The 26,183-nt window shown below is 67.3% G+C and carries 17 protein-coding genes and 1 pseudogene; 3 read left to right on the forward strand and 15 right to left on the reverse strand.

Features of this window, described 5'->3' with window-relative positions:
* Nucleotides 1-98: 98 nt before the first annotated feature.
* Nucleotides 99-1,001: a LysR family transcriptional regulator gene (locus tag D0Y85_RS10505; protein WP_033831088.1), complete on the forward strand. Its 903-nt coding sequence runs from the start codon at nucleotides 99-101 to the stop codon at nucleotides 999-1,001.
* Between the two features lie 77 nt (nucleotides 1,002-1,078).
* Here D0Y85_RS10505 and D0Y85_RS10510 read toward each other — a convergent pair whose 3' ends face one another.
* Complete coding sequence (locus D0Y85_RS10510) at nucleotides 1,079-2,131, reverse strand: sensor domain-containing diguanylate cyclase (RefSeq protein WP_117310404.1); 1,053 nt, start codon at nucleotides 2,129-2,131, stop codon at nucleotides 1,079-1,081.
* A 249-nt stretch (nucleotides 2,132-2,380) separates the two neighbouring features.
* On the opposite strand from D0Y85_RS10510, the gene D0Y85_RS10515 reads away from it, so the two are divergent.
* Nucleotides 2,381-2,563 (forward strand): hypothetical protein, encoded by a 183-nt coding sequence (locus tag D0Y85_RS10515; RefSeq protein WP_117311905.1) that lies wholly within the window; start codon nucleotides 2,381-2,383, stop codon nucleotides 2,561-2,563.
* A 358-nt stretch (nucleotides 2,564-2,921) separates the two neighbouring features.
* Here D0Y85_RS10515 and D0Y85_RS10520 read toward each other — a convergent pair whose 3' ends face one another.
* From D0Y85_RS10520 to D0Y85_RS10545, 7 genes and pseudogenes are all read right to left on the reverse strand, one after another.
* The gene (locus tag D0Y85_RS10520; RefSeq protein ID WP_117310405.1) at nucleotides 2,922-3,794 is read right to left on the reverse strand and encodes an aldose epimerase; all 873 of its coding nucleotides are present in this window, start codon (nucleotides 3,792-3,794) and stop codon (nucleotides 2,922-2,924) included.
* On the reverse strand, nucleotides 3,784-4,800 hold the full coding sequence (locus tag D0Y85_RS20875) for a glycoside hydrolase family 43 protein (protein ID WP_343202874.1): 1,017 nt from the start codon (nucleotides 4,798-4,800) through the stop codon (nucleotides 3,784-3,786). The genes D0Y85_RS10520 and D0Y85_RS20875 overlap by 11 nt, the downstream gene beginning before the upstream one ends.
* Nucleotides 4,774-6,246: pseudogene (locus D0Y85_RS20880) on the reverse strand (MFS transporter); the annotation flags it as partial. The gene D0Y85_RS20875 and the pseudogene D0Y85_RS20880, both read right to left, overlap by 27 nt.
* A 10-nt stretch (nucleotides 6,247-6,256) precedes the next feature.
* Nucleotides 6,257-8,926, reverse strand: coding sequence for a glycoside hydrolase family 3 C-terminal domain-containing protein (locus D0Y85_RS10530; RefSeq protein WP_343202869.1), 2,670 nt, complete (start codon nucleotides 8,924-8,926; stop codon nucleotides 6,257-6,259).
* Nucleotides 8,926-10,617 carry a glycoside hydrolase family 43 protein gene (locus D0Y85_RS10535; RefSeq protein ID WP_117310408.1) on the reverse strand — a complete coding sequence of 564 codons (1,692 nt, stop codon included), beginning with the start codon at nucleotides 10,615-10,617 and terminating at the stop codon, nucleotides 8,926-8,928. The genes D0Y85_RS10530 and D0Y85_RS10535 overlap by 1 nt, the downstream gene beginning before the upstream one ends.
* Complete coding sequence (locus tag D0Y85_RS10540) at nucleotides 10,617-12,599, reverse strand: sialate O-acetylesterase (RefSeq protein ID WP_117310409.1); 1,983 nt, start codon at nucleotides 12,597-12,599, stop codon at nucleotides 10,617-10,619. The genes D0Y85_RS10535 and D0Y85_RS10540 overlap by 1 nt, the downstream gene beginning before the upstream one ends.
* Nucleotides 12,596-14,710, reverse strand: a complete 2,115-nt coding sequence (locus D0Y85_RS10545; RefSeq protein ID WP_117310410.1) for an alpha-glucuronidase family glycosyl hydrolase — start codon at nucleotides 14,708-14,710, stop codon at nucleotides 12,596-12,598. The genes D0Y85_RS10540 and D0Y85_RS10545 overlap by 4 nt, the downstream gene beginning before the upstream one ends.
* 111 nt (nucleotides 14,711-14,821) lie before the next feature.
* Here D0Y85_RS10545 and D0Y85_RS10550 point away from each other — a divergent pair, with 111 nt between their 5' ends.
* Nucleotides 14,822-15,880 (forward strand): LacI family DNA-binding transcriptional regulator, encoded by a 1,059-nt coding sequence (locus D0Y85_RS10550; protein ID WP_117310411.1) that lies wholly within the window; start codon nucleotides 14,822-14,824, stop codon nucleotides 15,878-15,880.
* 20 nt (nucleotides 15,881-15,900) lie between these two features.
* Here the strand turns inward: D0Y85_RS10550 and D0Y85_RS10555 are convergent, their stop codons facing one another.
* The 7 genes from D0Y85_RS10555 to D0Y85_RS10585 form a co-directional block, all read right to left on the reverse strand.
* Nucleotides 15,901-18,465, reverse strand: a complete 2,565-nt coding sequence (locus tag D0Y85_RS10555) for an exo 1,3/1,4-beta-D-glucan glucohydrolase (RefSeq protein WP_117310412.1) — start codon at nucleotides 18,463-18,465, stop codon at nucleotides 15,901-15,903.
* Nucleotides 18,462-19,871 (reverse strand): sugar porter family MFS transporter, encoded by a 1,410-nt coding sequence (locus tag D0Y85_RS10560; RefSeq protein ID WP_100436295.1) that lies wholly within the window; start codon nucleotides 19,869-19,871, stop codon nucleotides 18,462-18,464. The genes D0Y85_RS10555 and D0Y85_RS10560 overlap by 4 nt, the downstream gene beginning before the upstream one ends.
* Nucleotides 19,872-19,918: 47 nt before the next feature.
* Nucleotides 19,919-21,253 (reverse strand): xylose isomerase, encoded by a 1,335-nt coding sequence (gene xylA, locus D0Y85_RS10565; RefSeq protein WP_025877150.1) that lies wholly within the window; start codon nucleotides 21,251-21,253, stop codon nucleotides 19,919-19,921.
* A 40-nt stretch (nucleotides 21,254-21,293) separates the two neighbouring features.
* Entirely contained in the window at nucleotides 21,294-22,787 is a 1,494-nt protein-coding gene (xylB, locus tag D0Y85_RS10570; protein ID WP_117310413.1) for a xylulokinase, read from the reverse strand.
* Between the two features lie 64 nt (nucleotides 22,788-22,851).
* Entirely contained in the window at nucleotides 22,852-24,396 is a 1,545-nt protein-coding gene (locus D0Y85_RS10575; RefSeq protein ID WP_117310414.1) for a tryptophan halogenase family protein, read from the reverse strand.
* Nucleotides 24,396-25,415 (reverse strand): cupin-like domain-containing protein, encoded by a 1,020-nt coding sequence (locus D0Y85_RS10580; protein ID WP_117310415.1) that lies wholly within the window; start codon nucleotides 25,413-25,415, stop codon nucleotides 24,396-24,398. The genes D0Y85_RS10575 and D0Y85_RS10580 overlap by 1 nt, the downstream gene beginning before the upstream one ends.
* Nucleotides 25,416-25,418: 3 nt before the next feature.
* Nucleotides 25,419-26,177, reverse strand: coding sequence for a SapC family protein (locus D0Y85_RS10585; RefSeq protein ID WP_117311906.1), 759 nt, complete (start codon nucleotides 26,175-26,177; stop codon nucleotides 25,419-25,421).
* Nucleotides 26,178-26,183 lie beyond the last annotated feature (6 nt).

Raw genomic sequence — 26,183 nt, forward strand, 5'->3', positions numbered from 1 at the left:
ATTGATGCGTATAGGGGATGAATGACCCCTCTGTGATTCGATACTGGCATGACCCCAATTTATCTGTGAATTGCTGATTTTTGGATGATTGATACCTGATGAGCATCAATTGCGAGATTCTCGATCTGCGCGCCTTCCTGCTGGTATCGGAAACTCGCAGCTTCCATCGCGCGGCAGAGATCCTGCACGTCTCCCAGCCGGCGCTGAGCCGTCGCATCCAGAAGCTTGAGCAGGCCGTGGGCTCACCGTTGCTCGAGCGCACCACGCGCAGTGTCAGCACTACGGCCGTAGGCGAGAACCTGCTGCCGCTGGTGCGGCGCATGCTGGAGGAATTCGATGGCTCGCTGTTCTCGCTGCGCGGCCGCGAAGACACCCGCGGCGCCACGGTGACCATCGCCTGCCTACCCACGGCGGCGTTCTACTTCCTGCCGAGCGTGATGGCGCGCTTCCACGAGGCGCATCCGAACGTGCGTTTCCGCATCCTGGATATTCCGGCCACCGAGGGCCTGCAGGCGGTGGAGCGCGGCGAGGTCGAATTCGGCATCAACTTCATGGGCGCCAATGATCCCAACCTCGATTTCGACGTGCTGGCCGAGGATCCGTTCGTGCTGGCATGCCGGCGTGATCATCCGCTGGCCCGCAAGCGCACGGTGGAATGGGCTGATCTGGCCGAGCACCAGCTGATCACCGTGCATCGCACCAGTGGCAACCGCACACTGCTGGACGGTGCATTGGCGCGCGAGAACCTCAAGCTGAGCTGGCATTACGAAGTGACTCACCTGTCCACTTCGCTGGGCATGGTCGAGGCCGGCATCGGGGTATCGGTGCTGCCGAAAATGGCAACCCCTGATGGCGATCATCCGACGCTGGTGACACGTTCGATCGGCAACCCGGTGGTGTCGCGCACCATTGGCATCGTGCGCCGTCGGGGTGCCCTGCTCTCGCCCACCGCAGAGCGGTTCCTGCAGATGCTGATGAGCCAGTGGCGCGTGGAGAACTGAGCGCGCCCTGGTGCGTATGGGGTGTAATGGCAGCCTGCTCTCCAGCCATATGAGCAGTGCAGCGGCCCCGGTGCAGATTACTCGGCGTAGCTGGCGGTGTTCTTGCCGTGCCGTTTGGCGTGATAGAGCGCCTTGTCCGCCTTCGCCAACCAATCTTCTGCGCTGCCCGTGCCAGCCGCTGCGGCGATGCCGATACTGACGCTGAACTGGATATGGGCTGTTTCAGGGGCGCCCGGCTCCTGCAGGTAGTGCCTTATCTGATCGGCCACATCCATGGCCTCTGCCGGTATCCGCTGGCGCAGCAGGACGGCGAACTCATCACCGCCCAGACGCGCCGGCATGTCGCCCGGCTGGGCCAGTTGGCGTAGCACCACGGCGATGCGGCGAAGCACCTCATCGCCGGCACGATGGCCATGCGAATCATTGATCCGCTTGAAATCATCAACATCGAGCATCAGCAGGCACGCGTCGCCGCCGTGGTGCTGCCCCGTCTGCAGCACCTGCTGGGCGCGCTGGATCAGGAAGCCGCGGTTGGCCAGCTCCACCAACGGATCCATCCGGCTCAGGCGCTGCAGTTGGCGATTCTGTGATTTCACCCGGCGCGCCAGCCGCCAGCTCAGCACGCTCAACCCGATGCCGTAGACGAACAGGAAAGGCAGGCTGAGGACAACCGTGCGCTGCGAGGTGATGGGTTGATAAGGCAGGCCCAGGGCAAGCCAGGTGGCGGCGAACCCGATCACCAGGGCCAGGGTTGCCCTCGTTGCCAGGCGGATGCCGCCGGCGGCGATCTTGTCGGCCACCAGCAGCGCGGCAAACAACGCACTGGGCACCGTGCTGAGGGCCATGAAGGCGACCCATGCGCCTCCAAAGAGAGAGTCGACGATCATGCAGCGGAACTGCGCTGCTGCAGGTTCGCGGGCGCGACGTGTCAGGAGCATCGCCAGCGCCGGCCATGCGAGGGCGTTGAGCAACAGCAGCACCCAGGGGGCAGCATCCGTCTGACGCTCCAGAATGATCGAGGCAATCGGAAGCGCGCCCAAGCCGTTTCCCACGAAGCGCATCCAGCTGATGCGCCGGGCTGCACCGACGCCCTCGACGGCGACTTCTGTTGAGTCAGTGAAGAACGGCATTGCCAGCTCTCCTGATGATCACTCCCCTGCAATGCACCCGGACACCCCTTTGTGCGCGAGTCTGACATCTATGCGTCAACGACAGGTCAATGACGCAAGGAGTGCTGCCATCGCAGCCGCATGCCGAGGCTGCGCACATGGGTTGATGGGCCGTGCGGTGGCCCTTCATCCGCCTGTGTTGCAGCGTTAACGCCCCGTGGCAGAGGCTGGTCAACACGCCCGAGGAGCACTCCAGTGAACGAGAAGAAGCTGCAGGATGACCTGCCTTTCAACCCTGGCGCCGACGTGGACGATGCGTCGAAGAGCCATACCCCGGACAGGCTCAGGAATGACAAAGCGACATGGAAGGAGCACGACATGCCCGATGATGGTGATGACCCCAAAGCTACGCCCGACGACTACGAACGGCCTGATCCCGATCCGACCGGGTAGGCACGGCCAATTGAAGCCAACGGTGCGTGCCACGCGACATGGCGGGCCTCCTTGCTGAAGGTGCGCCCGCAGAGCGCGCTGTAAGCGCGCGCCGGATCGCGTGTTGCCGGCCAGCGGCCGGCACTACCGGACGCGACGCATGGGTAGCGCCGGGCCATGCGCGGCGGACGCGAAGATGGGTAACGCCGGGCCATGCGCGGCGGACGCGAAGATGGGTTGCGCCGGGCCATGCCCGGCTGACGCAAAGATGGGTAGCGCCGGGCCATGCCCGGCGGACGCGAAAAGCAGAATGGCCGGCAGGCATTCGATACGGCAGAGCTGCCGCGGACGATTGCATGGCGCTGCGAGGAAGCGATGATCAGCTGGCGTCGACGCCAGCCAGATCGCCATCGCTGCCGATCTCCCAACGCAGCTCGAAGTTCAGTTCCAGCTGTTGTCCCGGCTGCAACCGGGTTGGCGCCAGCGTGAATCCGTCGGGTGGGCCGGTCTGCGGCTCCACGCAGGTGGCGTGCGCTGCCCCGTCGTAGACCACCCAGTGATCGGTGTCGGCGCTCAGCCGCAGCCGCTGGCCGGCGGCAACCAGCATCACTTCGGCCGGGTTGATGAAGCAGTCATCCCACGGCCCCTGCGTTGGATGCACGCAGGGCAAGGTGGCGATGCCCTCCCCGTCGCGCGGGTACATCGCGCTGGGTGCGAACAGCAGTCGATCCGGCTTGCGGAACCAGGGATGCCAGCCAAGCACGGCTGGCATTGCCATGGCACCGGCCTGCACTGCGAGGCGCAGCTTCAGGCGGTCGGGCTGCACGAGGAGATGCTGCGATGCCCTGCCCCCGAAGGGCCAATAGGCATCCTCAGGGAGGTCCAGCGACAGCGAGGCGCCGTCCGGTTCAAGGCGGTCGATGCGCCAGGGCCGTGAGAAGCCGACGCCATGGATCGCGTGCATTCCGAAGTTCACCGGCAGCTGATAGGGCCTGCCGTCGAAGGCGAAGCGCCCCTGCCGGATGCGCCCGGCCCAGGGCAGCATGGGATAGCACCCCCACGCAATGCTTGCCTGCCCAGCGTCATGTTCGCCGACGAGCCAGTCCACACCGTCGCAGCGTAGTTGGGCGATGCGCCCACCGGCTTCCGGTGCAAGCGCCACCTCCAGCCTGCCTGCCTGCAACCAGTGCAGTGGGCCGGCAGGCAGTGCCGCCTGCGCATCATCCGTGGGCGAAGTCGGCTCAGGTGCCATAGGGATGGATCGTCCGGATGCTGCCATCTGCTTCCATGTGCAGCGGTGTGCACTTGACCGAACGCAGGTGGGTGACCCCGCCGGACAACAACGCGTCGTGATAGAACAGGTACCACCGCCCCTGGAACGCACAGATGGAGTGATGGGTGGTCCAGCCCACCACGGGGGTGAGGATCACGCCGCCATAGGTGAACGGCCCGTACGGGCTGTCGCTGGTGGCATAGCACAGCAGGTGCGTATCACCCGTGGAGTACGACAGGTAATACCGGCCCTGGTACTTGTGCAGCCACGGCCCCTCGAAGAAGCGACGGGCATGGTCGTCGGCGCGCAGCGGCTGCCCGTGCTCGTCCAGGATGATGATCTCCCGGGTGGGTTCGGCAAGCCGGGTCATGCAGGCGTCCAGTCGCCCGATACGCGGGCCCAGTGCCTGCGCGTCGCCGGCAGGTTCTTCATGCGCCGGGTCGTAGCGGTTGTCGCGGTACTTCTGCAGCTGGCCACCCCAGATGCCACCGAAACAGAGGTAGTGCGTGCCGTCGTCGTCCTCGAACACGGCCGGGTCGATCGAGTACGCGCCCTTGATGGGTTCGGGCTCTGGAGTGAACGGGCCCTCCGGCCGATCCGCCGCCGCAACGCCGATGCGGAACATGCCGTGGGCGTCCTTGGCCGGGAAGTACAGGTAATAGCGGCCATCGCGGGAGGCGGCATCCGGTGCCCACATCTGCTGGCTGGCCCAGGGCACGTCGCGCACATGCAGCGCCACGCCGCAGTCGGTGGCCTCGCCCTCCGGCGTGTCCATCCGCAGCACGTGGTAGTCCTGCATGCCGAAGTGGCCGCCCTCATCGTCGAAGGGTGTGCCGCTGTCGATGTCGTGCGATGGATAGATGTACAGCCGTCCCTCGAACACATGGGCCGAAGGGTCGGCCGTGTAGATGTGGCTTACCAGGGGCTGGGAGATGGCGTGCGCTGCCAGTTGCTGCAGATCGCTGCCCTGGCGCCGCGACTGCAGGTCCTGCTCGATGCGGGTCTCCATGCGCTTGTTGATCTCGTAGAGGAAGAGCAGCGCTACTGCAGCCAGGAACGGCAGGGAGCAGTACACGCTTACCGTCAGGCGGATGCCATCCACCACGGCTTCGGGCTGTTGCGGTGCGCCTGCCTGGTAGCCGTGATGGGCGAGGATGCCGGCGACCAGCGCGCCACCGATGCTGAGCCCGATCTTCAGGCCACACAGCATCGCCGAGAAGACGATGGCGGTGGCACGGCGATGGTTCTTCCATTCGGAGTAGTCGGCGACGTCGGCGATCATCGCCCACAGCAGCGGGATGGTGATGCCGTAGCAGAATCCGTGCAGCATGAAGGCAGCGAAGGCCACGGCGACCGCCGTGGGCGGGAAGAAATAGAACGCCAGCAGGAACACGGTGGACACCAGCAAGGCACCGCCAAAGACATCACGCTTGCCGAAACGGTCGGCCAGGCGGCGCGATACGCCGATGCCCAGGATCATGCAGACGATGCCGCAGGCGTTGAACAGGCTGAATGCTGATGTTGCCGGATCCTTCGGCCAGGCGAAGCCGGCCAGGCCCAGACCGCTGAGTGCCGCGTTGATGGCGCCGATGCAGCGGTTGAAGCCGGAGCTGTCGAGGAAGCCCGCCAGGGCGGTCTCGCTCATGTAGTACTGGAAGTAGTAGACGTAGGTGCCGCCCTTCAGCGACAGGTTGATGAAGACCAGGATGGTCAGCGCCAGCATCACCTTCCACGGGCGGTTGCGCAGCAGGTCGGACAGGTCCTGCAGCACACCGGCAGTCTGTTCCTTCGCCGGTACGATGCGCTCGCGCGTGGTGGCGAAGGTGATCAGGAAGAACACCGTTCCCACCACCGCAAATACCGTCATGACCCGCTCGAAGCCCAGCACCCGGTCGCCGTCGCCGAGGATCAGCACCAGCGGCAGCAGCAGGACCTGGATGATGAACTGCGCGATCATCACCGCCACGAAGCGGTAGGCCGACAGGCTGTTGCGCTGGGCCATGCTGCCGGTGAGCACGCCACTGAGTGCCGAGTACGGCAGATTGTTGGCCGCATACACGAGCATCAACAGGCCGTACGTGGCCAGGGCGTAGACGACCTTCGCGCGCGGCGCCAGGTCGGGGGTGCTGAAGGCCAGCAGTGACAGCACCCCGAAGGGAATGGCCGTCCACAGGATCCACGGCCGGAACTTGCCCCAGCGGCTGACCGTGCGATCGGCGGCGATGCCGATCAACGGCGTGAACACGAAGGCACCGAGCACGCCGATCACGAAGATGATCGTGGCGGCCGTGGCGGGCGGCAGCCGGTACACATCGGTGTAGAAGAACGCAAGGTAGGTGATCAGCGTCTGGAAGATCAGGTTGGCGGCCAGGTCGCCCAGGCTGTAGCCGAGTTTCTCCCGGGTGGACAGCGTGTGCCCGGTGCTTTCCATGCGGCGCGCATCAGTCACGGTTGGCCTCCACGGTGAATCCGGCCTTCGCGCGGATGTCGGCGCTGGAGGTGCCCACCCATGCCTCGTACGCGCCCGCCGGCACGGCATAGCCGCCGCGCGCGTCGTCATAGTGGCGCAGGGCCTGCTGCGCTTCCAGGTTGAACACCACGGTGCGCCGCTCGCCTGCGGCCAGGTGCACACGCTGGAAGCCGCGCAGTGTCTGGCGTGCGTCGCCGGGGCCGGCCTGCAGCCGTCGCACATACAGCTGGACCACTTCGTCGCCGGCGCGCTTGCCCGTGTTGGCGATCTCGACCTGCACCTTGAGTGTCCCGTCGTTGGCGATGCGCGTTGAATCGAGCTGCAGCCTGCCGTAGTCGAAGCGGGTGTACGACAGCCCGTGCCCGAACGGATACAGCGGGGTACCGCGGAAGTAGCGGTAGGTGCGTCCTTCCATCGTGTAGTCGTCAAAGGCCGGCATCGCCTCGTCCGCCTTGTAGAAGGTCACCGGCAGGCGCCCGCCCGGATTGACGTCGCCGAACAGCGCCTGGCCGACGGCAGTGCCGCCGCGTTGCCCGGGATACCAGCTCATCAGGATGGCGGACAGATTCTGCTCCGCCCAGTCCACCGCCATGGCCGAGCCGCCGGTGAGGACCATCACCACCGGTTTGCCGGTGCCATGCAGCGCTTCCAGCAGCGAGCGCTGGGGCGCGGGCAGGCGCAGGTCGGTACGGTCACCGCCGGCGAAGCCCGGGTAGTTGACCTTCATCTCTTCGCCTTCGACGTCGCCGGTGAGGCCGCCCACGAACACCACCACATCGGCGCTGCGCGCGGCCTCCAGTGCCGCTTCGAACGGCGGCTTGGCACCGGGCATGCGCCAGCCCAGGCGGACGCCGGCATCGCGCTCGGCGTCGAAGTACTCAAGCCTCAGGTCATAGGCGCGGCCGGCCTGCAGGTCCAGGTCCACGCCATCGCCGTGCAGGCGATCACTGTTGGCCCAGTGGTCCAGCACACGCTTGCCGTCCACGTAGAGGCGGAAACCATCGTCGGCGGCCGCCTCGATCCGGTAGCGCCCCGAGACGGGCGGCAGCAACTGGCCAGTCCAGCGGATGCTGAAACCATCGCTGGGGATGCCCTGCCCCGGCGCTGCTTCACCACGGGCCAGCAGGTTGTCGGTCGGGGAACCCCGATCCCAGCGGAATCCGATCTGGGCATCGGTGCGGACCAGGGCCGGAGTGCCCGAAAGATCGGCGGTACGGAAGTACTCGCCGCGCAGCCCGCGCTCCGGCGAGTCAGCCGACGGGCGCAGGTAGGTCGCTTCGATCAAGGGTGTGGCGCTGGGATCGTCGCGCCCTTCAACCAGGTCCACGCCGCGTGCGTAGCTCACCTCGATTCCCTTGGCGGCATCGCGGATGCCCTGCAGGAGGGTGACCGGCGCGGCCGGGGTGCCGAAGTAGTTGCCGAGCAGTGCCATGGTGTCATCGGCCGTGGGGCCGATCACGGCGATGCGTTTGAGGTTGCGCGACAGCGGCAGCACGCCATCGTTCTTCAGCAGCACCAGCGATTCCTGGGCGGCCTTCAGGGCCAGCACATCATGCGCCGGAGCCTGGTTGACCGACGCGGGAATCTGCGCCCAGCGCACGCGCTCGGGTGGGTCGAACATGCCCAGCCGCATCCGCGCGGCAAACAGGCGGGTCACCGCATCGTCGATCTCCGCCTCGCTGATCAGGCCCTGCCGCACTGCCGCCGGCAGCGTGGCGTATTCCTGGCCGCACTCCAGTTCGGTGCCGTTGCGGACCGCCAACGCGGCAGCCGCCTCGCGGCTGGGAACGATCCGGTGATGTTTCCAGATGTCGACGATGGCCCAGCAGTCGGACACCACGTAGCCCTTGAAACCCCAGTCGCGGCGCAGCACGTCGCGCAGCAGGAACCGGCTGGCGCTGGCGGACTCGCCGTACACCCGGTTGTAGGCGCCCATCACCGCGTCCACCTGCCCCTCTTTCACCAGCGCCTCGAACGCGGGCAGGTAGGTGTCGTACAGGTCGCGCTTGCTCGGGCGCGCATCGAAGTGGTGGCGGTCGGCCTCGGGGCCACTGTGCACGGCCAGGTGCTTGGCGGTGGCGTCGAGCTTGCGGTACACCGGGTCATCGCCCTGCAGGCCGTGCACGAAGGCCACGCCCATGCGGGCGGTGAGGTACGGGTCCTCGCCGTAGGTTTCCTGGCCGCGGCCCCATCGCGGGTCGCGGAAGATGTTGATGTTCGGCGACCAGTAGGTCAGCCCCTGGTAGCGGCCATGCGAGCCCTCACGGAGGAACTGGTGGTGCTTGGCACGGGCCTCGTCGCTGATGGTGCTGGCCACCTGTCCCATCAACGGCACATCGAAGGTGGCCGCCAGGCCGATGGCCTGCGGAAACACGGTGGCCTGCCCTGCCCGCGCCACGCCATGCAGGCCTTCGTTCCACCAGTCGTAGGCGGGAACGCCCAGGCGCTCGATCGCGGGCGCGGCGTTCTGCATCTGCGCTGCCTTCTCCTCCAGGGTCATCCGGGCGACCAGGGCAGCGGCGCGGTTTTCGAAGCTGGCCGAGGTGTCGAGCCAGGGCGCGGGCTCGGCTGCATAACCCGTGCCCGCCAGCGCGATGGCAGCGCCCAGGGCCAGCGTGCGGAAGATGGCAGTGCGCGTCATCATTTGCTCCTCAATGCACGCTCGTCGCGCGCGAATGGTCCCAGCAGGGCGCCGACGAAGCCGCCTGCACGATCCGTACTCAACACCGTTCCGTCCACGTCATCGGCCAGTGTCTGCCAGCCACGCCCGTCGCCGCTGTCGAAGGCGAACGCATAGCGGCCTTCGTCACCGGCGATCTTCAGGCGCAGCGATGTCGCTGCCGTTGCCTGGCGCGTCGCCAGGGTGCGGGTGACACCGCCGCCGTCGCGCGCTTCCAGGAAGACCGCCACGCGGTCACCGCCGAGGCTGCGCACGCCAAGGAAATACCAGTGGGTCTCGCTCTGGAACGCTGCCAGGCCTGCGGCCACGCCCGCCGCCGGTCGGGTCATGGCCGTGCTGGATTCGAAGCGCAGGTGCTGCTGGCGCCGGCCGAGGAACGCGGGGTTGCGCAGCGTGTCCAGGTTCTCCGCCAGCGGATGCACGGCCAACGCCCCCGGTCGCTCGCGCAGGTCCGCCCACGGCTGCCTGGGGACGCGCACGCGCAGCCAGCCGCTGCCGAGTGTGGGCGCATCGAATTCGTCGCGTTCGGTGAAATTACCGGTGGACGGCGCCTGCGCCGCTTCGCCCTGCATCCAGGAGGGCGCTCTGGCCGCATACGGAATGGCCTGGTTGGCCGGCAGGATCACCGGCCAGCCGTCACGCCATTGCACCGGCAGCAGATAGGTCTCACGCCCGGTGTTGTAGTGGCGCGTGTCGTAGTTGCGGCTGGCAAGGAACACCGCCCACCATGAGCCGTCCGGCCCCTCCACCAGATCCGCATGCCCAGCATTGGTGATCGGCAACGGCCTGTCGGCGGGCAGGTCGCGCTGGGTGAGAATCGGATTGCCCGCATACGGCACGTAGGGCCCCCACACATCACGGCTGCGCAGCACCACCTGCGAATGTTGCGGCCCGGTGCCGCCTTCCGCGTCGGAGAGGTAGTACCAGCCATCGCGTTGGTAGATGTGCGGCCCCTCGATCCAGATCGGGTTGCTGGCCGGCTCCACCCCGCCGTCGATCAACACCTTGCGGGGGCCTACCGGGGTGAAGGTCGCCAGATCCATCTGCTGCATCCAGATGGCACGGTGGCCCTCGTAACGTGGCGGGCCAGGCGGTACATCGTTGTTGAGCAGATACACGGTGCCGTCGCTGTCGAAGAACAATGACGGATCGATCCCATCGATGCCAGGCAGCCAGTGCGGGTCGGACCAGGGACCGGCAGGATCACGGGCGGTAGCGATGAAGTTGCCGCCGCTGTCGACGGCCGTGGTGACCACGTAGAACATGCCGTCGTGGTAACTGATGGCCGGTGCGAAGATGCCGCGCGACACGCCCAGTCCGTCGAAGTCCAGCTGCGACGGTCGGTCGATCACATTGCCGATCTGCTTCCAGTGCACCAGGTCCACGCTTTCGAATACCGGGATGCCCGGGAAGTAGGTGAAGCTGGAATTGACCAGATAGAAGCGCCCGTTTGCGGCGACGATGCTGGGGTCGGCATGGAACCCGGCAAGGATCGGGTTGCGATAGTGCCCGGCCGGCAACGGCGCATCGAAGGCCGCGTCGCGACCGCTGTACTCGAACCAGTCGAAGTAGACCGGCGGCGCGGGCGGCGCTGCCCACGCCTGCGGCAGCAACGACATCAACATGAGTACTGGAGCCAGCAGCAGACGCATCAGGGAACCTCCGCAGGGGTGATGGAAAGCTCGAACGGGCCGGCGGGCGCCCCACTGCTGTCGCGCAGGGTGCACACCGGGCCATCGGCCCAGCAGTAGCGCACGCGCCCGCCCGCGTCAGCCAGCGGGCTGCGCAGCACGACGTCGTGCCCGTCCAGCACCGCGTCGGCGTAGCGGCAGTGGTGCGCATCGGCGTCGCACAGCTCGAAGCCGATGGGGCCGTTCGCGCCGGTCGTGACCAGGGTGCCGGTGATCCCGTTGAAGCGGATACGCACGCCGGCGCGCGTGGCCGATGCTGTGTGTGCAGTTGGGCCGGCGGGCGCCAGGCTGCGCTCGCCATAGACCACATGGCGCGCTGCCCGCGCCAGCCGCCGGCCCAGTTCCTGCTTGTTCGGCGGGTGGATGTCGTAGGCATCGCCGATGTCGATGGCCACGGCCAGCCCGGTGCGCGGGTCTTCCGCCGCAGCGAGCCGCTGCGCTTCGCGCACCCGCGCCCAGCCACTTTCAACCGGAGCCACGGGTGGCTGGCCATAGCCGGCCAGCTGCACCAGCAGCAGCGGCGTGTGCGCGCCGAATCGCCCCCGCCAGTCGTCACGCAGGCTGCGCAGGCGTGCGAGGTATGCCGGTGCGTCACCGGTGTTGGATTCACCCTGGTACCACAGCATGCCGCGCAGGCCAGAGGCACCCAGCGGCGCGATCATGCCGTTGTACAGCGTCGACAGTCCCGTGGCGGCGTGCCACGGTGCCAGCGGCGGCGCCTGTGCGCCGGGCGCCACCCGGTACTGCCAGCGGGCATCCAGCTCGATGCGCGTACCGTCATCCAGGCCGATGGCGTGCGTGCTCGCGGGCCCTGCAAGGCCACCCTCACCGTAGGTGTCCAGCACATTGATCACCACGGTGTTGGCGCCGGCTTTCAGCAAGCCGGCTGGCAGCGCATAGGTTCGCCGCTCGCCCGCACCGTACTGGCTGCCCACGGCCACGCCGTTCACCCAGGTCATGTCCGTCTCGTCGATGGGGCCGAGCTCAAGCTGTGCGCGCTTGGCTGCCTGGTCGGCGCTCAGTGTCACCTGGGTGCGGTACCAGACCATGCCGTTGTAGCCGGCCAGCGCTGGCACACCCCAGCGCTCCCACGCCCCGAACCTGGCGGGTGCGCGTTGCCATCCACGGCTGTCGTTGCCTGGCTGCCAGGGTGCATCGGCGGCGACGGCATCGGCGCGTGTTGTCCACCAGTGTTGCCACTGCTGGCCCCAACGTTCGTTTGCCGCCGCCGGATCACGCGCGTACAGCGCGAGCACGTCAAGCGCTGGGCCCAGGCCACCCTGCATGCGCAGGGCATTGCTGCTGGTCCAGGCCTCGATGCGCGAGCCGCCCCACGCTGCCTGGATCAGCCCCATCGGAACGTCGACGGTCCTGCGCAGTTCACGCGCAAAGTAGAAACACGCGGCGGAAAAGTCACGCACGGTGTCCGGTGACGCGGGGCGCCATGCCACAGACGCGGGAAAATCACTCCGTGGTGAAACCGCCGCGGCCTTCGGCACGGTGAACAGGCGGATTCCCGGTTCCGTGGCGGAGGCGATCTCGCTGCCTGCATCAAGCGCACGCCACACCGGAAGCTCCATGTTCGACTGCCCGGAACACAACCAGACATCGCCGATCTGCACGTCGCGCACGATCTGGCTGGCATGCCCGGACCGGACCGACATTTCGTAAGGTCCGCCGGCTGCGGCAGGCGGTAGCGTTGCGTGCCAGCGGCCATCGCCAGCCGCGTGCGTGCTGACAGTGCGCCCTGCAAACGCCACGGAAACCGAGGCGCCCGGCGTGGCCTGGCCCCATACCGGAATCGGCCGGTCACGCTGCAGCACGGCGTGATCCTGGAACAGCGGATGCAGCAGCGCCATCGTTGGTTCCTGTGCCGCTGCACGCGTGGCGCAGCCGCCCATGGCAACCAGCAGCAGCCATCCCACCCACGACGTCGGCTTCATCGGCCATCTCCTGGCGCGGAGGGAAACTGCAGGGCCTGGTACCAGGCCAGCGGATGCGGCGGCGCGGCTTCGCCTGCGGGCAACGGCCTACCGCTCACCGACTGGAAGTACGCCACGCTGGCATCGCGCCACCACTGTGCTTCGCGCTGCTGGATACGCAGGAAGGCCGTGACCTGCGCATGTCGTTGCGCATCCACCTTGCCCTGCAGCCCCGCCCAGGTGGCCTGCATGCCCTGCACCTGCCGTACCCCCTGCGAGTAGCGCCCGACCAGTTCGTCCCACAACGTCCGCCCAGAGGCCATGCGGTGATCCCACGGCACGTGGTGGAACCACAGCAGCAGCGGCTCCGGAACCCGCGCCAGGTCGCCGTACTGCTCGGCCACGCCGGGGGAATACTGGGCCACGGCGTTGCTGCCGCGCGCGGTGCGGTCGAAGCCGATGCCGTTGCGATCCGCACGGTGGTAGTACACCGACGTCCAGTCCGCGCGCGGGCCACCATCGACCCAGGGACCGGGACCATGGTGGTGCCCCCGCGCCATCAGGTGGTGCAGGCCCAACGGCGTCATGTAGTTCACCGCGGCCTCGCGCGAGGCCATCATCATCCCGACGATGGGCTGCACCACGCCGGGATCGGCCGAGAACGTCAGCGCCGCCCAGTCCGCCGCGATGTCCTGGGCCGATTGCCGTGGATCCCACGCAAGACGCCCGAAGGCGTACCAGTTGGCCTGGTCGAAGTGCGATCCACTCCAGGTGCGGTCGGTGCCGATGTTGGCGACCCCGGCCATGCCGGCCAGGGACTGCGCCACGATGGCCCCCCTGCCGCGTGTGCGGGTGTCGGCCCGCAGCACTTCCTCGTACAACGGCCCCAGGTAAACCAGATGCGTGGCAAAGCCCAGGTACTCCTTGGTGATCTGCACTTCCATCACCAGCGGCGTGCGCGGCATGGCCCCGAACAGCGGATGGAACGGCTCGCGTGGCTGGAAGTCGATGGGCCCGTTCTTCACCTGCAGCACCACGTTCGGGCGGAACGCGCCATCCAGGCCGGCGAATTCGCTGTAGGCCTGCGTGGCCCGGTCCGCAGGAACGTCGTGCGCATAGACGAAGGCGCGCCACATCACCACGCCGCCGTGCGGGGCCAGCGCATCGGCCAGCAGGTTGGCGCCGTCGGCGTGCGAGCGGCCGTAGTCCTGCGGGCCGGGCTGCCCTTCCGAATTGGCCTTCACCAGGAAACCACCGAAATCGGGAATGCGCGCGTAGATCTGCTCGGCTTTGTCGCGCCACCAACGTTGCACGGCCGGGTCGAGCGGATCGGCGGTGTCGAGCCCGCCCAGCTCGATGGGTGCGCTGAAGCGTGCACTCAGGTAGACACGGACGCCGTACGGACGGAAAAGATCGGCCAGTGTTGCCGCTTTGTCGAGATAGTCCGGCGCAAGACTCTGTGCGTTTGCATTCACGTTGTTGAGCACGGTGCCGTTGATGCCTACGGATGCGTTGGCGCGTGCATAGTCGGTGTAGCGCGGGTCGCGCCACTCCGGCAACGTCTGCCAGTCCCACAGCGAACGGCCTGCGTAGCCACGTTCGACATGGCCATCCAGGTTGTCCCAGTGATTGAGCACGCGCAGCCGGAGCCGCGGCGATTGACGCACATCGAGGGCGTCCAGTGCCGCGCCCGTCTGCAGCAGCCGCAGCAGGTGGAACACCCCGTACAGCACGCCGATATCCCGCGGTGCGGCGACCAGCAGCACATCGCGTCCGCCCACCTGTGTGCGCTTGAGCAGGTAGCCCTCCTCGCCCAGCGACTGCATCTGCGCACGCAACGGCGCGATCAACGCCGACGACTGCGGCGTACCCAGCACCAGCATGGGGCCGGTGGCTGCCGTACCTGCCAACTGCGGAGCGCTGCCGAGCAGCCCGGCCAGTCCACGCTGCAGTTCATCGCGCGCGGCGCGCTGCGTGGCTGTGTGATCAGGGGCCACCACCTGCCCCAGGCGGGTGCGGTAGCCGGCAGCGAGGGCCGGCTCAAGCGGGACGTAGCGCATCCACAGGGCATGGCCATCCTCTGCGCGCGCGTCGCCGATGCAGGCCAGCAGCACCAGCACAGCAGCAAACATCCAATGACACCGCTCGCCATCCAGACCGGACCGTTGGGCGGCCAGCAAACCTTGTAAGCTCCTGACGTGCGCGGGCTTCGGCAGCGTCACAGAGAAGAACGGGAGCGCGTATTGGACAAGCCGAAGAAATCGGTCCGCCGCAAAACCAGTGGCGTGACGATCGACGAGGTGGCGGCCCTGGCCGGAGTGTCGCCGATGACGGTGTCGCGGGCGATCAACCAGGGCAAGGTGCGCGACGTCACCCGCGAGCGCGTGATGCGCGCAGTGCGTGAACTGGGCTATACGCCCAACCTCGCCGCCAGTTCGCTGGCCGCCGCGCAGCACACGCGTATTGCACTGATCTACACCGACCCCAGCGGTGCCTACCTGCGCGAACTGCTGGTCGGCCTGCTGCGCGTAGCGTCCAACGCTGCCATCCAGCTGGTCATCGACTACTGGGACGAGCCGGGCCCCGCGGCCCAGCGCAAGGCCGCGCGTGCCCTGGCCGGACGGGTGGACGGCGTCATCCTGCCGCCGCCGCTGTGCGAATCGAAGCCCGTGGTGACCGAGCTGGTCAAGGCCGGCATCCCGGTGGTGGCGATCGCGCCGGGTCACCTCGGCAATGACATTTCCTGCGTGCGCATCGATGACTTCCACGCCGGCAGGGAATTGGCTGAACACCTGATCCAGCACGGCCACCGCCGCATCGGCTTCATCTGCGGGCGCACCGACCTCAGTGCCAGCACGCGGCGCTATGACGGCTTTGTCAGCGCGCTGCACGACGCCGGGCTGGAGGTCGACCCCGCCCTGGTCGAACAGGGCGACTACACCTACCGCTCCGGGCTGGCCGCTGCCGAGAAACTGCTGTGCCAGCCCAGACCGCCCACGGCGATCCTGGCCAGCAACGACGATATGGGCGCGGCGGCGATCTCCGTCGCGCACCGGCGTGGCCTGGAGGTGCCCCGCGACCTGTCGGTAGTGGGTTTCGATGACAGTTCCGCCGCCACCACGGTCTGGCCCGAGCTCACCACCATCCATCAGCCCATCGCCTCGATGGCCGATGCCGCCATCGAGATCCTGCTGCGCACCATCCGCCGCCGCAGCGAGGGCGTGCGCGTGTTGACCGACCACGTGGTGCCGCACCGGCTGGTGGTGCGCGATTCGGTCACGCGCCCACCCGGTTCCCGATAGCGCAGGACGCAGCGTCACGGTCACGCGCCTGCGCACCCGATGCTGGTCTCCGCCTCGTTCAGGGCGCCCAGCGCGACACGTGACACCGACAATGTCATCGCCCCCGCCGTTCCGATCGACCACGGGCGATCCAGCTTGCCGACGTCCGCACCTGCGGCTGCAAGGCACTTCAGCGGCACGCCCACGCGCGTCCATTGGCCCACCGGCAGTTTTGCCAGCGTCGGCGTGAGCGCAATGCGGGCCGAGCAGCCCGTGCCGCAGCCCACCGCCAACCAGGCCTCGCCACGGGGTGCAGACTCCACCCGCAGCGTGGTCAGCAGCATCAGATCGCCGTTGCTTTCGCGCTGCAGGTCCAGTGCCGTGTGCGACTGCAGCGCGGCAACTGCCTCAGCCTTGCCCGACCAGGCCAGGCGGCGGCCATCTTCCTGTGCCAGGTGGTCCACGCCGGTGACCTTGAGCAGATCGCCCTCCAGGGCCTCCGGCACCTTGGTGACCGTAACGCCCTGCCCCGTGCTGTTCTGCAGGCGCAGAGCCATGCCTGAACCGGCTTCGCCGCGCGCGAAGAACACGCCGGCGGCACCTTCATTGCCGGTTACCCCGGAGACTTCCGGCAGCGCCGGCAGATCGCCGTTGTCGGCGTAGGACAGGCCGAAGCCAAAGGCGAACTGCGGGTTGTAATCCTTCTGCCCCACATTGTTGGCGTACTGCGTCGCCGTGCGCGGCCAGCTGAAGCTCAACCTGCCCTTGAAATCGTGCTGCACGCTGCCATCAGGCCCGCGCAGCAGCACGTCGGCAACGCCGGCACCTTCCGAGCCGGGCAGCCACGCCGCCACGAACGCATCAGCGGCGTTGATCTCGCGGTTGACCCACAGCGGGCGTCCGCTCAGGAACACGGCCACCACCGGAATGCCGTCGGCCTTCAGTCGTTTGATCAGGTCAAGGTCGGCATCGTCCCCCGGCTTGTAGGCCAGCGTCGGCAGATCGCCCTGGAACTCGGCATACGGGCTCTCGCCGAATACCACCACGGCCACATCCGGCTTCGTCACATATTTCCCATCGACCGCCAGCACTGCCTCGCCACCCGCGGCCGACGCCTGCTGGGCGATGCCCTCGTAGATCGTGTCCGCATTGGGGAAGTCCTTGCGGATCGTGCCGGTGCCCTGCCAGTTCAGCGTCCAGCCGCCGGCCTGCTTGCCCACGTCGTTGGCACCGTCACCGGCCACCAGGATCCGTTGCTTGGGCGACAGTGGCAACACGCCCCCCTGGTTCTTCAGCAGTACCAGCGATTCGCGCACCGCCTGCCGTGCCAGCGCACGATGTTCCGGTGCGCCGATGAGGGCGAACTGGCCGCCGACCGCACGTGTGGACGGCTTGCCCGCCTCGAACAGACCCAGCCGCATCTTGACGCGCAGGATCCGGCGCACCGCCTCGTCCAGCCGTTGCTGGCTGATGGTGCCGCTCTTCACGGCGGCCAGCGTGGTTTCGTAGAAGCCCTTCCAGCTGTCCGAGGCCATGGCCATGTCCAGGCCCGCATTGATGGTGGCCGGGCAATCGGTGGTCGTGCAGCCCTTGACCTGCCCGTGGCCGTTCCAGTCGCCCACCACGAACCCACCGAAGTGCATGCGGCCCTTCAACGCATCGGTCAGGTACTGCCTGTGACCATGCATTTTCTCGCCGTTGACGCTGTTGAAGGAGGCCATGACGGTCTGTGCGCCTGCGGCGATCGCCGGCGGATACCCGGCCGCGTGGATGCGCACCAGGTCCGCTTCGCTGATCCGTGTATCCCCCTGGTCCTTGCCATCGATAGTGCCACCGTCGCCGAGGAAGTGCTTCACCGAGGCGATCACATGACGACCATCGAGGAACGCGGGCGTACCCACTTTGCCCTGCAGCCCTTCGACCATTGCACCGGCATAGCTGGCCACCACCTCGGGCGATTCGGAATAGCCCTCATAGGTGCGCCCCCAGCGGTCGTCCTGCGGTACCGCCACGGTTGGTGCGAACGCCCACTCCATCCCGGTCGCACGGGTCTCCAGCGCGGTCACCTCGCCGATCCGGCGCAGCAGATCCGGGTTGCGGGCCGCGCCCAGGCCGATGTTGTGCGGGAACAGCGTCGCGCCGATGATGTTGCTCTGCCCGTGCACGGCATCGATGCCGAACAGCACCGGGATGGCTTTGCCTCCGGTGGAGGTGTCCATCGACGCTGTGTAGAACGCATCGGCCAGCGCCAGCCATTCGGCCGGCGCGGCATCGTAACGGCCACCGGGATCGGAATTGCCACCGGCCAGGACCGAGCCCAACCGATAGCGGCGCACGTCGTCGGGCGTAATGCTGGCGATATCGCCCTGCACCAGCTGGCCGACCTTCTCCTCCACCGTCATGGTGGCCATCAGGTCGGTGATGCGCTTTTCCAGCGCGGGGTCCTCGGCCAGTGGCCAGGCGACCTGCGGCCACGGGTCCGGCGTCGCGGCTGCAGTTGCGGCAACGTTTTCATCCTTGCCGCAGGCCGCCAGTGCCAGCAGCAGCGTGGTCAGCAGCACGCCAGCGTGGGCGCGGCCAACGTGTCGATGGGTCATCGCGTTCATCCTTCCATCTGCTCCAGTTCCTTGCCCTTGGTTTCGTGCACGTACCTGAGCACGAAGAACACCGAAATGACCGCCGCCACCAGGTAGATGCTGTACGTGGCCGCCAGCCCGGTGGCGGCCAGCAGAATCGGGAAGGTCACGGTGACGGCGAAATTGGCGGTCCACTGCGCCGCACCGGCCACCGCCAGGCCCGAACCGCGGATCTGGTTGGGGAACATCTCGCCCAGCATCACCCACATCACCGGGCCCCACGAGATGTTGAAGAACACGACATAGGCATTGGCCGCCACCAGCGCCAGCGTGCCCATGCCCGCAGGCAGCTGCAGGTGCGTATCGACCAGCGAGCCGCTGGCGAATGCGGCCACCAGCAGTGCCAGTGACACCGCCATGCCGGCCGAGCCCACCCACAGCAATGGCTTGCGCCCGATGCGATCGATCAGCAGCACGGTGACGATGCAGGCGCCGATGCTGAGCGCACCGGACAGCACATTGATCAGCAGCGCGTCGTTCTCGGAGAAGCCGACGGCCTGCCAGAGCACGGCACCGTAGTAGAACACCACGTTGATGCCGACCAGCTGCTGGAAGGTGGCCAGGCCGATGCCGACCCAGACAATCGGGCGGATCCTGCCGGTGGCCTTGTTACGCAGGTCCGACAGCCGCGGCCGATGGTGGTCGGTCGACAGCGAAGCGTCGATCTCGGCAAGCTTCGCCTGCGCCTCGACACCGCCGTACAGCCGCGCAAGCACCTGCAGCGCCTCGTCCTTGCGGCGCTTCACCATCAGGTAGCGCGGGCTTTCCGGAATGGTCAGCAGCAGTGCCAGGAACAGCAGCGAGGGCACGGCCTGCATCCAGAACATCCAGCGCCACGCTGCGTGCCCGCCCCACAGTGCCTCGGTGGACGCACCGGCGGTGGCCGCCAGCAGATAGTTGGACAGGAACGCGACGGTCAGCCCGCTGATGATGGCGATCTGCTGGACCGTGGCGAGCCGGCCACGGTAGCGCGCCGGCGCGACCTCGGCGATGTAGGCCGGGGAGATGACACTGGCGGCCCCCACCGCAAAGCCCCCCAACACCCGCGCGACGATGAACATCGCCGAGGAGGATGCGGCGCCGGCGCCGATCGCCGACAGCAGGAACAACACTGCCGAGACGATCAGCACGTTGCGGCGGCCGAGACGGTCGGCCAGCCGGCCGGCGCTGAAGGCACCGACAGCGCAGCCCAGCAACATCGAGGCGATCTCGAACCCCTGCATCCACTCGCCGGATCTGAACGCCTGGTGCAGGCCGTCCTGGGTGCCGTTGATCACGCCGCTGTCGAACCCGAACAGGAATCCGCCAATCGTCGCCACCACGCTGATCAATACGATCAGCCGGGTGTTCTCTCCACCGCTCATTGCCTGCTGCATTGCCGTGCCCCTCCCCGGTTCGGTGTCATCGATGCGAGCCGCTGTGCTCAACGCAGCAGGTACTGGTTGATCAGGTTCTCGTAGCGCTCCTGCTTGCCGCTGATCTGCCTGGGCTCGCCGCCCTTGGCACCCAGCGCAGCCAGTTCTGCCAGACTGAGCGCGCCGCCCGCGAAGTCCTTGCCGGCACCACTGTCGAAGCTGGCGTAACGCTCCTTGCGCCACTGCTCCAGCGGCGAGTCGTTCAGCAGCGCATGGGCCACTTCCAGCCCGCGGGCGAAGGCATCCATGCCGCCGACGTGGGCAATGAACAGATCTTCCAGGTCGGTCGATTCACGGCGCACCTTGGCGTCGAAGTTCAAGCCGCCTTCCAGCCCACCCTGGCGCAGCACCACCAGCATCGCGCCCACGGTGTCGTACAGGTCGGTGGGGAACTGGTCGGTATCCCAGCCGTTCTGGGCGTTGCCGCGGTTGGCGTCGATGCTGCCGAGCAGGCCGTGGTCCGAGGCGACCTGCAGATCGTGTTCGAAGGTATGGCCGGACAGTGTCGCGTGGTTGGCCTCGATGTTGAGCTTGAAATCCTTGTCCAGCCCATGTTCCTTCAGGAACCCCACCACGGTGGCGCTGTCGAAGTCGTACTGGTGCTTCATCGGTTCCATCGGCTTGGGCTCGATCAGGAAGTTGCCCTTCAGGCCGATGCTGCGGCCATGGTCGCGCGCCATGGTCAGGAACCGCGCGAGGTGGTCGACTTCGCGCTTCATCTGGGTATTGGCCAGCGCGGCATAGCCTTCGCGGCCGCCCCAGAACACGTAATGCTCGCCGCCCAGTTCAACGGTGGCCTCCAGCGCCGCCTTTACCTGCACGGCGGCACGCGCCACCACTGCGAAATCCGGGTTGGTCGACGCACCGTTCATGTAGCGCGGGTGCGAGAACAGGTTGGCCGTGCCCCACAGCAGCTTCATGCCGGTTGCATCCTGGCGCGCCTTGGCCAGGCCCACCATGTGCTTCAGGTTCTTTTCGTACTGCCCGACATCCTCGGCGTCCGGCGCCAGGTCGATATCGTGGAAACACCAGTACGGCACGCCCAGCTTGGTGAAGAACTCGAATGCCGCGTCCACCTTCGCCTCGGCGGTCGCCATCGGCGAGCCGGCCTCCCAGGGGAAATGACGGGTACCCGGACCGAACGGATCGTGCCCGGCATTGCAGAAGGTGTGCCAGTAACAGACTGCAAAGCGCAGATGTTCCTGCATGGTCCTGCCGCCGATGACCTTGTCGGCGTCGTAGACCTTGAACGCGAGCGGGTTGTCCGAGCCCCGGCCTTCGAAGGGAATGCGGCCGATGCCGGGGAAGTATTCCTTGGCGCCGATGAAAGGTTGCGTGCTCATGGTGCGTCTTCCTGTCGTTGTGCGAGGTGCGGAAAGGAGATCAGCCGCGGTACAGCGGCGTGATCGCGTCGAGATGTCGAAGGAAACGGGCGTAGGCCGTGGCGTAGGCTTCGGCGCGTGCGGGGTCCGGGCGTGCCGAACGCAGCGGGTCAAGCGCAACGTGGCGGTCGGCGACGTCGGCGATGGAGGCGGCATCGCCACGGTCGTGGCCCAACGCCCACAGGGCCTGCAATGCCGCACCGAATGCCGCGCCTTCGGACTGGGCCGGCACCTCCACCGGCAGGCCGAACACATCGGCCACCAGTTGCCGCCACTGCGCGCTGTTGCTGCCGCCGCCGGTCAGCACGATGCGTTCGAACTGCATGCCCGCGCCGACGAATGCGTCGTAGCCATACTTCAGGGCGTACGTGGCCCCTTCCATGGCCGCGCGGTAGATGTGCGCCGGCGTCATGTTGGTCGTGTCCAGGCCCGCCAGCACCCCCTTGCCCTGCGGCAGGTCCGGCGTGCGTTCGCCGTTGAGGAACGGCAGCATCACCAGGCCGTCGGCACCGGGCGGCGTGGCCTGCAGGTGCCGGTCGCCCTCGCGGCTGCTGAAGCCGAAGGCGTCGGCGACCTGTCCGGTCACCACGGTGCAGTTCATCGTGCAGATCAGCGGCAGCCAGCCGCCGGTCGACGAGCAGAACGCGGCCCATGCTCCGCCCGGGTCGACCACGGGCGTGTCCGAGAAGGCAAACAGGGTGCCGGACGTACCCAGGCTCATCACCAGGCGACCGGGTACGACGCAGCCGGTACCCACGGCCGCCATCATGTTGTCGCCACCGCCGACGGCCACCTTCACCGATGCGGGAAGGCCCAACGCCGCCGCTGCGGCGGGGGTGATGCCGAACATCTCTTCGGGCGCGGCGATGCGCGGCAGGCAGTCGGTGAGATCGCGCTGCGGATCGGTCGCGTGCAGCAGCTCGGCCGACCAGGTTCGGGTGCGCACATCCAGCCAGCCGGTGCCCGACGCATCGCCGTATTCGCAGAAGCGCTCCCCGGTCAACACGAAATTGAGGTAGTCGTGCGGCAGCAGGATGGTGGCAAGCCGCGCGTAGGTGTCGGGCCGGTGCGTTTTCGTCCACGGCAGCTTGGAGGCGGTGTAACCGGCAAGCACCGGGTTGCCGGCCAACGCGATGGTGCGCGCCGTGCCGCCTGCGGCGTCCATGATCTGCACGCATTCGGCCGAGGTGCTGGTGTCGCACCACAGCTTGGCCGGTGCCAGCACCTCCCCGGCCGCATCGACCGGCACGAACCCATGCTGCTGTCCTGAGACTGCCAGCGCGGCAATCCGCGAGCGCACCGCCGGATCGATCTCAGCAAAGCAGGCGTGCAGTGCCGTCACCCAATCGGCCGGCCGCTGTTCCCGGCTGCCGTCTGCGGCACTGGTCAGCTGCAATGGCGCGCTGGCGCTGGCCACGAGACTGCGCCCTTCAGGATCGTAGACAACCACCTTCAGGCTTTGCGTACCAGCGTCGATTCCCGCAACCAATTCCATTCACTGCACCCCGTAGTGGTTTGAAGGTAGCGCTACCAATTCGATGCAACAGCGCGCACTGCGGCTACGCCACGGCCCTGCCCCTTTGCCATGCGTCCGGTGCCGCACTGCAGTAGCGCTCGATGAACGCTGCCTGCGTCGGCATCTTCGCCACCGTTTCCTGCACCGGCTGCCGGATGCGATGCAACAGGGTGCGCAGGTCCGCATCGCCGATGGCCCGCGCAAGCGGGTGCGGCGGTCCGGGCTGGATGCCCTGGCCCATCAGGACGCTGGTCCAGGAGTCGACCCGGAACAGCTCGCCAGGGTCCTGCCAGGCATGGGCCCGCTCGCGCCACGCGCGCAGGCGGACCTGCAGCGATTCAGGCAGCGCCATCTCGCGGCAGGCCTTCCACATCGGCTCGTCGCGCTGGTTGGCGTGGTAATGCAGGATGATGAAATCGCGCACGTGCTCCATCTCCTGGCGGCTCACGTCGTTGTACAACGCCACCAGCGAAGGGGTGATGCCGTCGGACGGGAACAGCTGGATCAGGCGCACCACGGCGCTGATGGTCAGGTGGATGCTGGTCGATTCCAGCGGCTCGATGAAGCCACTGGCCAGCCCGAGCGCCACCACGTTCCTGTTCCAGGCCTGCAACCGGCGCCCGCTGCGGAACGGCACCAGCCACGGATCGCGCAGGGGCTGCCCGTCGACATCACGCAGCAGTTTGGCCTGCGCCTCGTCATCGGACATGTGGCGGCTGGAGAACACCAGCCCGCAGCCGACCCGGTGCTGCAGCGCGATGTGCCAGCGCCACCCGGCCTCGTGCGCGATGGCACGGGTGTAGGGCACCGGCGGCGCGGCCGAGTCGGTCTGCACGGCAACGGCGCGATCACTGGGCAACCATTCGTTCCAGTCTTCATAGCCGGTATGCAGGGTCTGCTCGGTCAACAGGCCGCGGAAGCCGGTGCAGTCGATGAACAGATCGCCTTCGATGACCTGCCCGTCGTCCAGCACCAGCGACGCAACCGAGCCGTCATGGGGATGCTGGCGGACTTCGCGGATCTTGCCTTCCACCCGCCGCAGGCCGTTTGCTTCGGCCTTGCCGCGCAGGAACCTGGCATAGAGCCCGGCGTCGAAATGGTAGGCGTAGTTGACCTGGGGTTGGGTCTGCAGCGAGAACCTGTCGGCCAGGGACGCGGCACTTTCCAGGCAGAAGTCGCCCAGCTCGGAAGGCATGCCGCGGCGCAGGCTGTCCAGCCAGAAGTGATGGAACGGCGTGGCCCAGGTGCCCTGCCCGATCGTGCCGAAAGGATGGATGAAGCGTTCACCGGGGCGACGCCAGTTCTCGAACGAGATCGACAGCTTGAACGTGCCGGCGACCGCACGCAGGAACTCCTGCTCATCGATCTGCAGGAAACGGTGGAACGTGCGGATGGGCGGCACGGTGGATTCGCCCACACCCACCGTACCGATCTGCTCGGACTCCACCAGGGTGATGTCCAGCTGTTGGCGGAACTGGTGCGCCAGTGCGCAGCCGGCCAGCCAGCCGGCGGTGCCGCCACCAGCGATCACCACTCTCCGGATCGGCCCTTGTGTAGTGTCCGCAGCGTTCAATGCGATGCTCCCCATCAGCGGTTGAGTCGACCCAGCAGCTGCGCGCGCATGCGCCGCGCCTGCGTCTCGTCGAACGGTGCCAGCTCACCCCGGGCCGCCTCGGGCAGGTGTTGCCCTGCCTGCTCGCCGGGACCAAACACGTAGTACTGGAAGATCTTTGCCCAAGCCTGCTTCTCGCGCGCCGGTAGATCGCGCAGGGCCCACATCGCATGCTGCAGCGCCGGCAGGGGTGAGCCGAGATGGGCAGGCGCACTGCGCCACCAGTAGTTCACCAGCACGTTGAACGGCTCCAGGCTGCGCACGTGGTGCCACCACAGGCCCGGGATGAAGATGGCATCCCCCGGTTCAAGCGTGGCGGTCTGCGCGCTTGCCAATGCATCACGGAAGCGCGGATGGCGGTCGAAGTCCGGCTGGTCGACATCCACCACGCTGACCACCTGCCCACCCGGGGTGGGCTCCATCGGCCCCGGGTAGAGGTTGTCGATCTGCTCCGGCGGAAACAGGGTGAAGCGGCGCCGGCCCACCGCGCAGCACGCCAGGTTGTCCGGAATGTCGTAATGGCAGGAAGCCGTCACCCGGTTGCCGACCCAGATGCTGGCCGAAGCATCGATGCCCTGCCCCGCCAGTCCGGCGTCGTTGTGCTGGGCGAACCCGGGCAGCGCACGCGCGATCAGCAGCGAAGCGACGTAATAGGTGGGCGGGCTCGGCGAATCGAGATGGTCGGCGATTGCGTCCAGCACCTCCGTCAGCAGGCCACGCCGGACCTCGAAGTTCAAGCGGGTGAAGTCCGCGTTGTAGAACGGACGCCCTTCGATCTCGGGGCCGCCGAAGGAATAGGGAACAGGCACGCCTGCTTCGAACCCGCGCAGGTAGGCCATGGCCTCCTGCGGGGAACGCGACCCGGCCTGCACCAGTCCCCAGTCGCGCGCGATGCCGCGCAGCACCACCGGCTCGCCGGCAGCCACCAGTGCCTGCAGCGGCAGCGCCGTGGGATCCAGCCCTTCCAGTGTGCGCATGGCGACGCCGTCCAGCACCGGTCAGTTCCTGCCGGCCGCGACAGCGGTATCCGCTGCGCGCAGGCGTCGCTGCTTCTCGGCGATCAACCGGCGCATGTTGTGCAGCGATGCCAGCATCAGATAGGCACCCTCCAGGTAGCCGGCGCGGTTGAGTTCGGCCAGCGCCGCACCCTCCAGCAGCGCGAGGCGGTCACGATCGACCGCATGCAGGCCGTTGACGCCGATCCGATGCTCAGCGTCGATCCGCACGTCCAGCGTGATCGGTTGGATCAACCCTTTCGCATCGAGCGTGGCGAACATGTCCGCGGCAAAGGCATGGCCGTCGTGGATGCCGCGCAGCACCCCGGCGATATGGTCCAGATAGGGCGAGTTACCCCCCTGTGGCAGGAACACCGGCTCGCCGTGCATCGCGGTCACGCGCGGATGATCCAGATCCACGTGCAGCACCGCTTCCCGGGTAAGCGCACCATCGATGTGGCCTTCCTGGAAGCCGATCAGGAATGGCCCTTTCGCCGCGGCACCGGGCAGGTAGGAGGCGTTCCAGCGACCGTCCTGCAGGAACAGGTTCTCGTGCTGTTCGAACCCAAGCAGGGCCACCGCCTGCCAGCCGCCCGCGGCGGGGTCCTTGCGCAGGAAGATGGGATATTCCCGCTGCAGTTCGGCGAACTCGCTCGGATAGGCCGGCACCATGCCCACCGCGTCGCCGAACTCGGCGCCGAAGCCGGTGGCCACACGCAGGTCCCGATGAGCGATGTTGTTGAGCATTTCGTAACGCGACATGGTGTT

Origin of the sequence: Stenotrophomonas sp. G4 (assembly GCF_003428825.1) — a bacterium.
In the GTDB taxonomy this organism is placed as follows: Bacteria; Pseudomonadota; Gammaproteobacteria; order Xanthomonadales; family Xanthomonadaceae; genus Stenotrophomonas; species Stenotrophomonas indicatrix.

Coding starts and splice junctions, on each gene's coding strand:
- D0Y85_RS10585 (WP_117311906.1), bottom strand. CDS start 26,177: ATGTCGCGTTACGAAATGCTCAACAACATCGCTCATCGGGACCTGCGT.
- D0Y85_RS10540 (WP_117310409.1), bottom strand. CDS start 12,599: ATGAAGCCGACGTCGTGGGTGGGATGGCTGCTGCTGGTTGCCATGGGC.
- D0Y85_RS10575 (WP_117310414.1), bottom strand. CDS start 24,396: ATGGGGAGCATCGCATTGAACGCTGCGGACACTACACAAGGGCCGATC.
- D0Y85_RS10530 (WP_343202869.1), bottom strand. CDS start 8,926: ATGACGCGCACTGCCATCTTCCGCACGCTGGCCCTGGGCGCTGCCATC.
- D0Y85_RS10535 (WP_117310408.1), bottom strand. CDS start 10,617: ATGCGTCTGCTGCTGGCTCCAGTACTCATGTTGATGTCGTTGCTGCCG.
- D0Y85_RS10505 (WP_033831088.1), top strand. CDS start 99: ATGAGCATCAATTGCGAGATTCTCGATCTGCGCGCCTTCCTGCTGGTA.
- D0Y85_RS10520 (WP_117310405.1), bottom strand. CDS start 3,794: ATGGCACCTGAGCCGACTTCGCCCACGGATGATGCGCAGGCGGCACTG.
- D0Y85_RS10560 (WP_100436295.1), bottom strand. CDS start 19,871: ATGCAGCAGGCAATGAGCGGTGGAGAGAACACCCGGCTGATCGTATTG.
- D0Y85_RS10545 (WP_117310410.1), bottom strand. CDS start 14,710: ATGTTTGCTGCTGTGCTGGTGCTGCTGGCCTGCATCGGCGACGCGCGC.
- xylA (WP_025877150.1), bottom strand. CDS start 21,253: ATGAGCACGCAACCTTTCATCGGCGCCAAGGAATACTTCCCCGGCATC.
- D0Y85_RS10510 (WP_117310404.1), bottom strand. CDS start 2,131: ATGCCGTTCTTCACTGACTCAACAGAAGTCGCCGTCGAGGGCGTCGGT.
- xylB (WP_117310413.1), bottom strand. CDS start 22,787: ATGGAATTGGTTGCGGGAATCGACGCTGGTACGCAAAGCCTGAAGGTG.
- D0Y85_RS10555 (WP_117310412.1), bottom strand. CDS start 18,465: ATGAACGCGATGACCCATCGACACGTTGGCCGCGCCCACGCTGGCGTG.